Origin of the sequence: Ensifer sp. MJa1, from assembly GCF_037026475.1 — a bacterium.
GTDB lineage: Bacteria > Pseudomonadota > Alphaproteobacteria > Rhizobiales > Rhizobiaceae > Ensifer.
This window is the reverse complement of record NZ_JAKUMO010000022.1, coordinates 60,784-74,132: the sequence shown is the minus strand read 5'-3', so window position 1 is coordinate 74,132 and position 13,349 is coordinate 60,784. Positions and strand designations below refer to the sequence as shown.

Below are 13,349 nucleotides of genomic sequence, written 5' to 3'. Positions count from 1 at the left end.
TTTCTCGCAGAATGAGGAGCCCCGGCGAAGCGCACTTCGCCGAGGCAAGGAAACTCAATCGCCGATACGCGTCAGCCAATGGCGCGGCTTGTTGTCGGCGCGGATGGTCACATCCGTGACGGTCTTCGACATCGCCCAGGCCATCGGCTGCTGGTGCAACGGGATCATGATGACCTCGTCCTTGGCGAACTTCAGCGCTTCGGTTTCGATCGCGAGACGCTTGTCCTGATCCATCTCGAGCGCCGCTTTCTTCACCATGGCGTCGAGTTCCGGGTAAGACCAGCCGCCATAGTTGGCGACGCCGGCCGCACCTTCGCGGGTCGAGAGAACCTGGACCAGGATCGAATAGGCATCGAGCGTCGGCTCGTTGGCCCAGCCGATCATGTAGGCGTCCGACTTACCGCCGGCGCGCTTCGGCGCCTGGACGGCGCGCGGCCCAATGTCGAGGGTCGGCTTCAGGCCGACGCGCGACAGCATCGATACGAGCGCGCTGCAGACGTCTTCCTCGTTGACGCTCTCGTCGTTCATGCAAACGAGCGTGAACTCCTTGCCGACGGCGCCGGCTTCCTCGAGCAGCTTCTTGGAGAGCTCCGGGTCGTAAGTCGTCGGCACGTCGAGCTCGGCGCTGTAGCCGGGGATTTCCGGTGCAACCATGGTGCCGGCGACATGCGACTTGCCGCGCATCACCCGCTTGAAGATGAGCTGACGGTCGATCGCGTGGTCGATCGCCTGGCGCACCTTGATGTTGTTGAAGAAGTTCTCGCGCCCGTCAGCAAAGGTCTCGTGACGGTTGAAGACCATGTGGACCGTGCGCAAATCGGTGCGCTCGATGACCTTGATATCAGGCGAACTCTTGAGACGCTCGAGATCCTGCACGGGCGCGCCGTCGGTGAGGTCAATTTCACCGGAAAGCAGCGCTGCGACGCGGGTTGCGGCCGAGGTGATCGGCATGAATTCGATACGGTCTAGATTGTGCTTGGGCGTATCCCACCAACCGTCGTTCTTGATCAGAACCGTCTTGCTGTCCGGAACCCGGGACTCGACCTTGAACGGGCCGGTGCCATTGGTGTTGTAGGTGGCATAGCCTTCGACCTTGGCGCCAACGTCCGTCGGAAGTTCCGACTTGTTGTCGACCAGCCAGTCCTTGTCGAACATGAAGATGTTGGTCATGTCGTTGAGGAACAGCGGGTTCGGCGAATTGACTTCGATATCAACCGTGTAGTCGTCGACCTTGGTGGTCGAGACATAGGCCGGGATGTTGCCGCGCAGCGGCGAGGTCGGGTGGCTGACGCGGGCCATGGAGGCGACGACGTCGTCTGCGTTGAAATCGGCTCCGTTCTGGAACTTCACGCCCTTGCGCAGATGGAAGCGCCAGACCTTGTTCGAAACCATTTCCCAGCTGGTGGCGAGCGCCGGCTCGACCTTGAACTCCGGCGTGTAGCGGGTGAGGCCCTCATAGACATGGTTGAGGAAGGCCAGGTTCGAAGTGCTGCCATAGGAATACGGATCAAGCGAGAAGATATCCCGCGGGCTACCCCAACGCAGCGTTTCAGCGGATGCGGTGGATGCGAGTGCGGCAAATGCCAGCCCCGCCAGGAGATGCTTTCTCAGTTTCATGTCGTTCCCTCTGTTTTGTCGTCAGTCGCCCCTGAGCCGGCGTTCGCTCTTGAGCAGGCGGCCCTAGATTTGAAGCTGTCGGCGACAATGTCAACTATTTTGTCGACAATTTTGTATGCATGGTTGTCTAAAATCGAATGCGACACGCTTGGGCGCTGGCAAGTGACGGTGAAACCAACGGGAAAATCTGCCGCGCGGCCGCAACCTCCGGGCGACTGATGGCTGACACGCAGCGGGAGAAGGCCTGCAAGGCGGCACAGACACAAAGCCCGCCGGCATCCTGCGATGCGGCGGGCTTAAACCTTCTTCGCGGCGTTCCAGCTGCTTGCTCAGCTTTCCCGGAACGCCCGGTTGACCTGATCCATCAGCGGCTTGACGAAATAGGAGGCAACACTGCGCGCTCCGGTGGTAATGAACGTCTCAACCGGCATGCCAGGCATCAGGGACACATTGCCAAGACGCCGGATCTCCTCGGGCGATATCGCGATGCGTGCGACATAGTAGCTGGCACCGGTCCGTTGATCGACGGTGACGTCCGCCGAGACCCGCTCCACCGCGCCGTCGATTTCCGGCGTCGTTTTCTGGCTAAAGGCGGAGAAACGGAGAATGGCGCGCTGACCGGAATAGATCTGGTCGATATCCTGCGGCGCAACCTTGGCCTCGACCACCAGCTTGTCGATGTCGGGAACGATCATCATGATCTGCTCGCCAGGTGCCACGACACCGCCGACGGTATGAACGGCGAGCTGATGCACGATACCGTTCTGCGGTGCGACGATGTCGACCCGCTTCAACTGGTCTTCGGCTGCGACCTTGCGCTCGACATATTCGCCGATGCGGGCATCCATTTCGCGCAGGTCGCTGCCAACCTCTTCGGCCCATTGTTCGTCGACCTGGATGATCTGCAGCGACGTTTCGGCGATCTTCTCATGAACGCCGGCGATCCCCGCCGTCAATCGCCCGATCTCACCGTCGATATCGGTCGCCTGCCGCTCCAGCGTGCTGATCCGGCTTTTTTCGAGAAGCCCCATGTCATGCAGGAAGACATAGCGCTCCAGTTCGTCCTTGATGAGCACGCGTTCGCGCTGGCTTGCAGCCCGCTCCGCCTCCATTCCACGGATCTCATCATTCAGTTGTTCGACGCGCCGTTGCAGCTGCAGCTTCTTGCTGTCGCGAACCTCACGCCGGTTCTGATAGAGCTGTTCTTCCGCATGCATCATCGCGGCGATCGCCAACTCTTCTGCCCGCGCAACCAGCGTTTCTGGAAAAACGACGCGCGCGTTGCGGTCGCGCTCGCTTTCGAGCCTCGCCTTTCGCGCCTCGAACTGGTCAAGGCTCTTGAGGATGATCGCAAGGTTGGCCCTGGTCATCGTTGCGTCGAGCCGCATGACCACGTCACCGGCACGCACACGGTCACCGTCGCGCACCATGAGTTCACTGACGACGCCGCCCATCGGGTGCTGCACCTTCTTCAGGCTGCTTTCGACCACGACAGACCCTTGCGCGATCACGGCACCGACGATCTCCGTGCCGATTGCCCAGCCGCCGAAAAGCCCGATGAGCGTCGCAAAACCCAGGGCACCCACGATCAAATGCGTGCGGATCGAGCGCCGCAATACTTGCCAATCGTCCATGTCCGTCATGCCTTTGCTGCTTCTGCGCTCTGTACGACCTTAAGCGCGCCGGGATTGCCGGGCGCCTGTCTCAGAACTTTCGAGAGAACTTCGTCTTTCGCACCGAAGGCCTGCTGTTTGCCGGCGGCAAGCATGAGCACCTTGTCGACCGCAATCAGGGCGCTCGGGCGGTGCGCAATGACGATGGCAATGCCACCGCGCTCCCGAATGCCGAGGATCGCCGCCGTCAGCGCCTCCTCGCCTTCCGAATCGAGGTTGGAGTTCGGTTCGTCGAGGATCACCAGGAAGGGATCACGATAAAGGGCACGCGCCAGCGCGATGCGTTGTTTCTGCCCGGCCGAGAGCGCGCGGCCATTCTCGCCGACCTCTGTCGAATAGCCATCCGGCAAGCTGACGATCAGGTCGTGAACCCGCGCCGCGCGGGCCGCAGCAATCACGTCGTCGGCTTCCGCGTCCGGCTCGAATGAGGCGATGTTCTCGGCAATCGTGCCATCAAGCAATTCGATCGCCTGGGGCATATAGCCGACATGGCGGGCAAGCGCTGCCGCCGGCCATTGATCGGGTGTCGCGCCGTCGAGCCGGATGGCTCCACGAACCGGTTTCCAGATGCCGACCAGTATGCGCGCCAGCGAACTCTTGCCCGAACCGCTGGCGCCGATGACGCCGAGGCCGGTTCCGGCTTCGAGTGAGAACACGACATCCTGAAGAACCGACTCCTGCGTCTCCAGCGGAACCGCCGTGATCCGCTCGACCGACAGCATGTGCCTGGGCGCGGGCAGGTCCATGCGACCCTGCACCTCCGGGAGCAGCGAGAGCGTTTTCTGGAGACGGACGCGGCTCTGGCGGGCGGCAATGAACCCCTTCCAGTTGGCGATCGCCAGATCCACGGGCGCAAGTGCGCGGGCCGAAAGGATCGAGCCGGCGATGATGATGCCGGGCGTTGCCTGCTCGTTGATCACCAACCAGGCGCCGACGGCGAGAATGCCGGATTGCAGCATCATGCGCAGCACCTTGCTGAACACGCTGAAGCCAGAGGCAATGTCGCTGGCGCGCCGCTGCTCCCGCGTGAAGGCACGGTTTTCAGCCTCCCAGCGACGGCGCAGATGCGGACCCATGCCCAGAACCGAAATCACGTCGGCGTTGCGGCGCGCGCTCTCGGCCATGCGGCTGCGTTTGGAGGAGTGCCTGGCGGCTTCCTCGACCGGCCGCTTCGAGACCAGTTCCGTCAGAAGCGTGATGGCCGCAAGCACGATCGCTCCGCCAAGTGCGGTCACGCCGAGCCAGAAATGGAAGGCGAAGCAGATGGCGATGTAGAACGGCAGCCAGGGCAGATCGAAGAGCGCCGTGGGACCGCTGCCGGACAGGAAAGAACGGATGGTGTCGAGATCCCGCAGCGGCTGGGCATAACGGGCACTCATCGGCGCCTGAAGCTGCAGGCCAAGGATGGCGTCATAGACGCGCGGCGAGATTGCCAGATCGAGACGATCGGCGACGCGCACCAAAAGGCGCCCACGCAGGGCATCGAACAAGCCTTGAAAGGCGTAGAGCACGGCGACGATGGCAAGCAGGGCTGCGAGCGTCGGCAGGCTCCGGCTCGGCAACACCCGGTCATAGACCTCCATCATGAACAGCGAGCCCGTGAGGTAGAGGATGTTGACGACGGCACTGAGCAGGCCGATGCCAACGAAGGCGCTCATGCATCCGGCAAATACGCCTTTGAACTGATTGGCACTTATGGTCGAAGAAATATCGCGCATGGTCCGTGGTCCGTTGAGATCGCGGCGGTAGCAGTCAGCCATCACAGGGAAATGACAGGAGAGAGGGGCTAGCGATTTGCCCGCCCCTCGTTTTCATCAGGCGAAGCGGAAGTCGTCGATGACGAAGTTTTCCGACTTCACGCCGTTGAAGGTGATCGACGAGCCGTCGTTAAGCGCGATGTGTGCGCCGTTCTCGCCGTCGGTGACGGCGCCCGAGGACATCAGGGCCTGATAGTCGGCAAAGAGGTCCTTGGAGAGCACGACAACGTCGCCGCCTTGCGCACCTGCCTCGAAGTCGAGGATGACGTCAAGGCCATCGCCGGCGGCAAAGACGAAGGTGTCGTTGCCCGCACCGCCCGTCAGCACGTCGTTGCCGGTGCCGCCGTTCAGCGTGTCGTTACCGGTTCCGCCGTTCAGCTGGTCGTTGCCCGCGCCGCCATTCAGCGCATCGTTGCCGGCGCCGCCCATCAGCACGTCATTGCCAGCACCACCTTCGACGACGTCGTTACCATCACCGGCAACCACCCGGTCGTTGCCTGCGCCTGCGTCGACCATGTCGTTGCCGTCACCGGCAAGCACCGTGTCGTTGCCGTCGCCGGCCTCGATCATGTCCTTGCGGTCGGTTGCGACCAGCGTGTCGTTGCCATCGGTGCCTTCAACAACATTGTACTCGGTGTAGCCGTCGACCCGGACCGTTGCCGTGCCGGTCGAATCGCCACCTTGAGCGTCCCGCACCGTGTAGGTGACGGTGACCAGTCCGTTCTGCTCGTCCTCAAGGGCTGCGAAGGCGGAAGACGGGTCGGCAACGAGCTTGCCGTCGACGATCGAGAAGGCGCTGGCGGCTTGCGCGTTCGTCAAGGAGATACCGGCAACTGCCGTGACGGCGAAGCCGACGAGCGTCAGGCGGTCGCCCTCGATGTCGGTATCATTGGCAACGAGGTCGAAGCTCGCGGTCTCGTTTTCTGCGACCGTGCCCGTGTCGGCAATGGCAACCGGTGCGTCATTGACCGGCTTCACCGTGACGCTGACCGTCGCCTCCGTGCTTCCGCCCTTGCCATCGGACACGACGACCGTGAAGCTGTCGGAACCGTTGACATTGGCGTTCGGACGATAGGTCCAGGCACCGGTCGCAGCGTCGAGTTGAACGCTGCCATTGGCAGGCCCGGCGCCCGCCTTGACCGCATAGCCCAGCGCGTCGCCGTCAACGTCGCTGGCGACAATCTGGCCGGCAACCGGCATGTCCTCGTTGGTCTCGACCGAGACCGGCTGAGTGGTTGGCGCGTCGTTGACCGGCTTGACCGTGAAGGAGGCGCCCGCCTCGCTCGTACCGCCGCGACCATCAGAGATCTGGTAACGGAACGATGCCTCGCCGTTGAAGTTGCCGGCGGCCGTGAACCGGATGCCGCCCTCGACGAGGACAGCCGTGCCGCCGACGACGGACGTGACGCCGCTGACCGTCAGGTTGTCGAGATCAGCATCGGTGTCGTTGCCGATAAGGGCCGAGAACGGGATCACGAAGGAGGCCGCATCCTCATCGATTGCCGCCAGCGTGTCAGCCACGGCAACCGGGCCGCGATTGACAAGGCCGTTTACGATGGCCGCACGATTGAGCACCGTGCCGTCTGCAAAGGTGACGAGCTCGACACCGCCGCCCGCAAGCTGACCCTTCAAAGTCAGTTTCTCGCCATTGGCAAACTGAACCTCGACGGCTTCACCGTACTTGTGCAGAACCGCTTCACCGCGGGCGATGTCGTGCAGCACGACAACGTCGCGATCGCCCGATGTGGTTGCAGTCTCGACGATCTCGTCGGAGCCTTCACCACGGCCGTAAACATAGGTGTCGGAACCGTCGCCACCGATCAGCACGTCGTTGCCGGCACCACCTTCGATGACGTCGTCGCCGAGACCACCGGCGATCATGTCATTGCCCTCGTTGCCGAACAGTACGTCAACGCCCTTGCCACCGACGAGCGCATCACGCCCGGCGCCGCCGAGCAAGGTATCGTCACCGTCACCGCCGTCGAGACGATCATTGCCACCATTGCCGAGGATCGTGTCGTTGCCGCCGAGACCGTAGATCGTCTCGTCCGCCTCCGTACCGGCAAGCACATCGCGGGCATTGGTGCCGTTGATGATGTGGCCGCCCTCAAGGCCGGACTTCAGATCGACGACCGTGAGGTTGTCGAAGGTGAGACCCGCATTGCCCCAGGAATAAAGGCCAAAGGTGCCCGCATCGAGCCCACGGTCGCCGACCGGATAGGCAAACAACGCCTCATTGTTGAGGAAGGCGGTGATCTTGTCGCCGACGACTTCGACGCGCAGTTTCATCGCCTGGCCCGGCTCGTACTTGCCCGGAACCTGCGCGAGGATTTCCTCGACCCCGTTCTTCATGCGAATGAGGTTGAAGATGCTGCCGGCGCCGTTACCGGGGCTGCGGTCGAGAATGCCGTCGGCATCGAGCTCGAGCTTGTAGTAGTTCTTGTTGTCCTTGTAGCGGAACAGGAAGCCGAGACCGTCCTTGTCCGGCGTCTGGATCGTCGCCTCGACCGCATAGTCGGTCCAGGCAAGTGCTGCCGGATCCTTGAAGAGCGCGTAGGTGCCAAGACGCAGCACGTTGACGCCGTCGCCGAGCGGGCTCCACCCGCGCTTCCAGTAATCGGCAGCCGTCGCACCCGACCAGGTGAGCTCGCGGCTCTGCAGGTCGGTCGTCTGGGTGAGCTTGCCGTTGTTCACGAGCCATTCCGACGATTTGCCGTTCGGACCGATGCCGCCGAACTCGCCCTCGTCGATGATGGTGAAGCGCGAGAGGGAATTGGCGTTCGAGAAATCCTCGGAAACGAGGATCTTCGTGCGGTCGACGACAGTAATGTCGACGCGGTCGGTGGAGATCGAACCGTCAACGGCAGTCACCTTGAGCAGGAGCTTGTTGACGCCGGTGTCGAGGTTGACGTTGGCGGTCTTGCCGGTGGCAACAACATTGCCTGCAAGGTCCGTCCAGACATAATCGATGAGTTGCTTCGGGCCGAAGGAACCGGAAGCGTCGAGCGTGACGGAAGCCTTGCCGTCGCCGTCGATGTCATAGGTCCGCTGGTCGATGCCGGCCTTGGCGGTGGTGTCCGCCCTGGTGACGACGATGTCGTCGAAGACAGAAGTGCGCTGGCCGCTGGAATAGAGGCCGACGGTGCCGCCCTGCAGCGGCTGCGTCGCGTCGGTGATCGGACCGCCGAAGACGTTCTTGTCGCCGAGGAAGACGTTGATGACATTGCCGGTCACGGCAACGGTCAGCGGGATCTCCATGTTGTAGGGCGAGCCCTCGTTGACCGAGGCGATCACCGTTTCGACGCCGTTGGCAACCTTCACCAGCTGGCGGCGGTTGGTTTCACCATCGAGCGTGAAGCGGTAGTGGTTGTTGGCGTCCTTGTAGTAGAAGAGAACGCCGATCGTGTCGTTGTCGAGCTGCGTCAGCGACGCCTCGAAAACGTAGTCCTTCCAGTTGGCCGAGCCATCGCCGATGAAGACGAGCTTGTTGCGCGCCGCATCGCTCTGGTCGAAAAGCGCGGCCTCAGGAGCGGCAAGACCGCCGGTTTCCGTCGGACGTGAAAAGACGGTGCCCTTCAGGAGGAAGTTGCCGATGTTGCCATTGGCCGCGCCGATCTCGGTCGCCCAGCCATTGGCATTGCCGTCATTGAAGGTCTCGACAAGAAGCGTGCGATCGCCGCGAACAATGACGTCGACCGTGTCGCTGGTCTTCAAGCCATTGACGTCCGTGGTGGTCAGCGTCAGCTTGTGCTTGCCAAGCGCAAGTTCAGCCGAGGCCTGTTTGCCTTCAGCGACGACATCGCCGTTTTCGTTCGTCCAGACCCAGCTCTTGACGCTTGCAGGCAGCAGCGACTTGGCACCGGAGAGTGCGACATTGGCAGAGGATGCACCGCTTGCGGCATCGGCGATGATGTCGTCACCGGCTTCGGCCATGGCGCGCGCCTTGCCGCCGCTGACGTCGATGTTTTCAAAGACCTCCTGGTGGCCGCGATAGTAGCCGGTCAGGCCGTCGCGATCGAGTTCAGGCTTCAACCGGAAGCCGTCGAGATAGTCGTCGAAGCCGGTAAAATAGGTCTCGGTCGAGATGCGGTTGTTGTCCGGATCGATAGTGATCAGGCGAATGGCACCGTTGCCGCCATTGTTGCCCTTGGCTTCGTTGCCGTTGCCGGTGATCTCGCGCGACACGCCATTCTGGTAGTTGACCAGGAACTGGAAGACCGGCTCGCCGTACTGATTGTAGGTGATGTCGGTTTCAGCGCCATCGCCGAAGATATGACCGGAGAAGGTCATGACGATGTTCGGATAACGGGCGAGCAGTTCGCGCGAGACATACTCGCCGTCGTTGGCGCCGCGCTGGTCGGTGCGCATGCCGTAGTCATAGCCGGCACCTTCGTCGTAGAGCGGCAGAGCCAGATTGTCCTGGCGGCCGGCATAGCTCGTCAGCGAGTGGGTCGCCAGCATGACGCGATACTCGGGATGCGCCTCGATGACATCGCCGGCCCAACGGATCACGTCGTCACGCGGACCGAACTCGAGCGAGATCGACAGCCACTTGGTACCGTCGGGCGCGGTAAATGTGCTGTAGGTGTTGCGGGCGCTCATCAGTTCCTGGTCATAGGCGCCGCCGAAGGTGCCGGGATTGGTCGCCTTCTGCTTGTCCGGGGAAAAGCGCTGGTCGAGATAAATCGAGCTATGGTCGGCAGCGCTGCCGCCGTTTGCCTGGTCGTGGTTGCCGGGAAGCAGCGCGTAAGGGATCTTGCCGTCGAGCTTGCGAAGTGCGGCTTCAGCGATGTCCCACTGACCGACCAGGTTGTTCTGGGTGATGTCGCCGACATGCGTCATGAAGACGATGTTGTGGCTCTGGCGATTGTCGACCAGCCATTGGGTCATATCGCCGAAGAAGTGCTTCAGCCCGTCGTTCGAAGTGTAGTCCTGCGTGTCCGGGAAAACGGCGATCGTATAGGCGTTGGCGCCGGCGACGCGAACGCGGAAATCGTCGATGACAGAGTTGCCCGTGGCATCGGTCGCCGTGACGCGGATATCGGAATGGCCGAGGCTCGCGAAATCGAGCACCAGCTTGTTGCCGTCAACCAGAACGGCCTTCAGGATTTCGCCCTTGGTGTTCTGAACGGTATAGGTGAGGTTCTCACCCGAGAAGTGCTGCGACAGGTCGATCGTAACGTCGGCGGTATCCGGGGTGACCATCATGTCCTTGATGGCAAGCGTCTTGGTCACGCCGCCCGGGTTGGGCGTCGTGGTGTCCTGGCCGACCGCCGGGATGCCGGCCGTTGCAGGCGTCGTCGTCGAGACCGTCGTGCCCTTGCCGCTCAAGCTGCCCTGGCCGAAGGTCGGCGCGGTCGAGCCTTCGCCGAAGCGGAACTCGGTGCCGTTCGACAGAAGCGCATCCGGCTTCAGCGCGTCCGGGACGATGCCTTCGGGCTTTGCCTTGCCGAGAACAGAAAGCTCATCACCGGTCAGGACCTTCTCGATGAAGAGGAAACTGCTGAGATAGCCGGAGGAGGTTTCGCCGTCATCATCGGCGAAGATCAGGAAGCCCTTGGCCTTGTCGATGGTGAAACGGGCAGCAAGCGATCCCGTCATCTTCTGCTCGGCGATGAACTCGCCGTTGACGTACTTCTTCAGCGATACACCGCCGCTTGCGTCCTTGTCGATCGTGAGCCCGACGCGGTTCCAGGCATCGAGCTTGGCTGCACCGCGATAGTCGCTGTTGATGCCAAGGCCGAAACTGTCGCCGCCGACCTTGCCGAAGATGTCGCCGTCCGACGCGTTGGTAACGTCGGTCTGCAGGAAGGGGATCCAGCCGCTGGAGCCGGCGGACGGGAAGTAGACGTCATAGACGAGACTGTAGGACGAAACAGTGCCGGTACCACCTGGGGATACCAGCACGCCCTGCTGCTGCGACAGGCGCGGAATGTTCAAAAGCCAATCGGACGAGGACTGGATTGGCGTTGCGATCGAATTGGGGGAGGAAGTCATGTCGGCTTGCTCTCTAAGGTGAACGGGATCGGCTCTTGGCCGTGCGTCACCGTTAGCGAAGCCGCTTAGAGGCCAGATGACAGTTGCTTAACAAAGCGTGAAACGGCCATAGCGTTTTCCCATGCCCGCCATCGGTTTTGTCCGCACACCCATCTGTCTGACGGGCAAATTGCGCTGAATGTCATGCGACTGTCAGCATCGCCGACAATGATGCCCCGGCCGCCCTGCGGCATTCATTGGCAGCAGAACTGGATCCTATGTCGATCACCCAATTGAAAGCCTTTCATATCGTCGCCCAGTCCGGCGGGTTCTCTCAGGCCGCGCGCGACATGGCGATCAGCCAGTCGACCCTTTCCTCCCATGTCCGCGAACTCGAGGCTCATTGCGGTCTCAATCTCTTCGAGCGAAAGCCGCGCGGCGTCAGCTTGAGCGCCGATGGCGAGCGGCTGTTTGAAATTACGTCACGTCTGTTCACGGCGGAGAAGGAAGCGAACGCCTTCCTGCGGGGTGAAGCCGGTTCGAACGGCGGGCATTTGCGCGTTGCCGCCGACGGCCCGATCCTGGCGCTGCCGATCCTGTCGCGACTGAAAGTTGACCGGCCGAAGCTCACCTTCTCGCTCGCCGTCGACAATTCCGCCCGCGTCATCGACCAGGTCCTCGACTATCGTGCCGACGTCGCAATCACCGCGCAGACGCCGGATGATCCGCGCCTCTACGGCGTTCATTTCCTCAGCATGCGGATCGGGCTTTGCGTGCCGGTCGGCCATCCGCTCGCGGAGCGTGACGGTGTGAAGATGACGGAGCTTGAAGGCATGTCCTTCGTCATGCGCGAGCGAGGATCGCGCACGCGCGAAATCTTCGAAAAAAACCTCGCCGACCACGGCACGACGGTGCAGCAGATCGTCGAGATCTCGTCACGCGAAGGCGTGCGCGAGGCGATTGCCAACGGTGTCGGCTGTGGCGTGGTCGCCGATCTGGAGTTCGGCCACGACGGACGTCTCGCCTTCGTGCCGATCGATGACGCCCGTGAACTGATCGACGAGTATGCCATCTGCCTTGCCGAACGCCGGCATCTGCCGCTGATCCGCAGCTTCATTGAAGGCGCTAGCCATCTTCAGCCGGAAAACGGCGACGATGCCTTTGCGCATCCGCTCCCCGAATCGATCCGCGAAACCGGTGACCGGGAGCACACACCAGCGACCCGCCAATAACAGTCCGCGCACTTGCGCGACGCAGCTCCGAGCGGGAACCGCGTCACAATTTTCCTTGTTCGCACGCTAGGCCGCCACAGCAAATCCCGAAAGGAAGGCCGTCAGGTTGTCGGACAGCGCATCGCAGAGATAGCCGCCCTCCTGCACGATGGCCGTCGGAAGCCCGAGACCCGCGATCGCCTCGCCGATCCGCGAGAAACCTGGCGTGGAGACCGATAGACCACCGAACGGATCGCCTTCGAAGGCATCGAGGCCAAGAGCGACGACAAGTGCATCAGGCGCGTAGGCGCGGATGCGACGGAAGGCGGCATCGAGTGCCGCGAGGAACTCGGCGTCACCGGACTTGCGTTCGAGCGGCAGATTGAGATTGTAGCCGAGGCCGGCGCCCTCTCCGCGTTCGTCCGCATGCCCCCAAAAGAACGGATAAAAACGCACTGGGTCTGCATGGATCGAAATCGTGAGCACGTCAGCGCGCTGGTAGAAAATGCCTTGTGTGCCATTGCCATGATGCAGGTCGATGTCGAGGATCACGACGCGCGCCGCATCGCAGAGAAACCGTTGCGCCGCGACGGCGGAATTGTTGACGAAGCAGAAGCCACCGGCAACATCGGCAAAGGCATGATGCCCGGGCGGCCTGCAAAGCGCGTAGGCCGCGCGATCACCTGCCCTCACCGCATCCACGGCATCGACCGCGCTGCAGGCGCTCCAGCGCACACTTTCCCAGGTTTCACCCGATATCGGGCATGCTGTGTCCGCCATGTGATAACCCGCCTGCCCGACGGCCGAGGCCGGGTATCGGCCGCCCCGCGCCAGCGGATGGATGTTCGGGATCACTTCTTCAGACGCTTCGGCAATGCGCTGCCAGCGCGCGTGGATATGTTCGAGGAAATCGAGATATTCGGGCGTGTGGACGGCGGCAATCGGGCCAAGGCCATGATCTCGCGGGCGCAGGATTTCGCAGCCGGCGGCTCGGGCGCCGGCGAACAGACGCTCGACGCGTTCCGGCTGCTCCGGGTTGGGCTGCGGTGCGCCACTCGACAGAAACGCCTTCGGATTGTGGCGTTTCTGTTCGGCTGCGTAAAAGGCTTTCATGC

6 protein-coding genes are annotated in these 13,349 nt (G+C 62.3%); 1 reads left to right on the top strand and 5 read right to left on the bottom strand.

Annotated features, from left to right (window positions below; genetic code table 11):
* Positions 1–54: 54 nt before the first annotated feature.
* The 4 genes from MKZ91_RS24915 to MKZ91_RS24900 form a co-directional block, all read right to left on the bottom strand.
* A complete protein-coding gene (locus tag MKZ91_RS24915) occupies positions 55–1,617 on the bottom strand; it encodes an ABC transporter substrate-binding protein (protein ID WP_336173706.1) in 1,563 nt (520 codons plus the stop codon).
* A 329-nt stretch (positions 1,618–1,946) separates the two neighbouring features.
* Complete coding sequence (locus MKZ91_RS24910) at positions 1,947–3,251, bottom strand: HlyD family type I secretion periplasmic adaptor subunit (RefSeq protein WP_336173749.1); 1,305 nt, start codon at positions 3,249–3,251, stop codon at positions 1,947–1,949.
* A 5-nt stretch (positions 3,252–3,256) separates the two neighbouring features.
* A complete protein-coding gene (locus MKZ91_RS24905) occupies positions 3,257–4,948 on the bottom strand; it encodes a type I secretion system permease/ATPase (RefSeq protein WP_336173705.1) in 1,692 nt (563 codons plus the stop codon).
* A gap of 156 nt (positions 4,949–5,104) precedes the next feature.
* Positions 5,105–11,044, bottom strand: a complete 5,940-nt coding sequence (locus tag MKZ91_RS24900; RefSeq protein ID WP_336173704.1) for an Ig-like domain-containing protein — start codon at positions 11,042–11,044, stop codon at positions 5,105–5,107.
* Between the two features lie 257 nt (positions 11,045–11,301).
* Between MKZ91_RS24900 and MKZ91_RS24895 the strand changes: the two genes are divergently transcribed.
* A complete protein-coding gene (locus MKZ91_RS24895) occupies positions 11,302–12,255 on the top strand; it encodes a LysR substrate-binding domain-containing protein (protein ID WP_336173703.1) in 954 nt (317 codons plus the stop codon).
* A 66-nt stretch (positions 12,256–12,321) separates the two neighbouring features.
* Here the strand turns inward: MKZ91_RS24895 and MKZ91_RS24890 are convergent, their stop codons facing one another.
* Positions 12,322–13,347 carry a histone deacetylase family protein gene (locus tag MKZ91_RS24890; RefSeq protein WP_336173702.1) on the bottom strand — a complete coding sequence of 342 codons (1,026 nt, stop codon included), beginning with the start codon at positions 13,345–13,347 and terminating at the stop codon, positions 12,322–12,324.
* Positions 13,348–13,349 lie beyond the last annotated feature (2 nt).

Excerpts from the sequence above, each read along its gene's own strand:
- MKZ91_RS24910 (WP_336173749.1), bottom strand. The coding sequence starts at position 3,251 with ATGGACGATTGGCAAGTATTGCGGCGCTCGATCCGCACGCATTTGATC.
- MKZ91_RS24915 (WP_336173706.1), bottom strand. The coding sequence starts at position 1,617 with ATGAAACTGAGAAAGCATCTCCTGGCGGGGCTGGCATTTGCCGCACTC.
- MKZ91_RS24905 (WP_336173705.1), bottom strand. The coding sequence starts at position 4,948 with ATGAGCGCCTTCGTTGGCATCGGCCTGCTCAGTGCCGTCGTCAACATC.
- MKZ91_RS24895 (WP_336173703.1), top strand. The coding sequence starts at position 11,302 with ATGTCGATCACCCAATTGAAAGCCTTTCATATCGTCGCCCAGTCCGGC.
- MKZ91_RS24900 (WP_336173704.1), bottom strand. The coding sequence starts at position 11,044 with ATGACTTCCTCCCCCAATTCGATCGCAACGCCAATCCAGTCCTCGTCC.
- MKZ91_RS24890 (WP_336173702.1), bottom strand. The coding sequence starts at position 13,347 with ATGAAAGCCTTTTACGCAGCCGAACAGAAACGCCACAATCCGAAGGCG.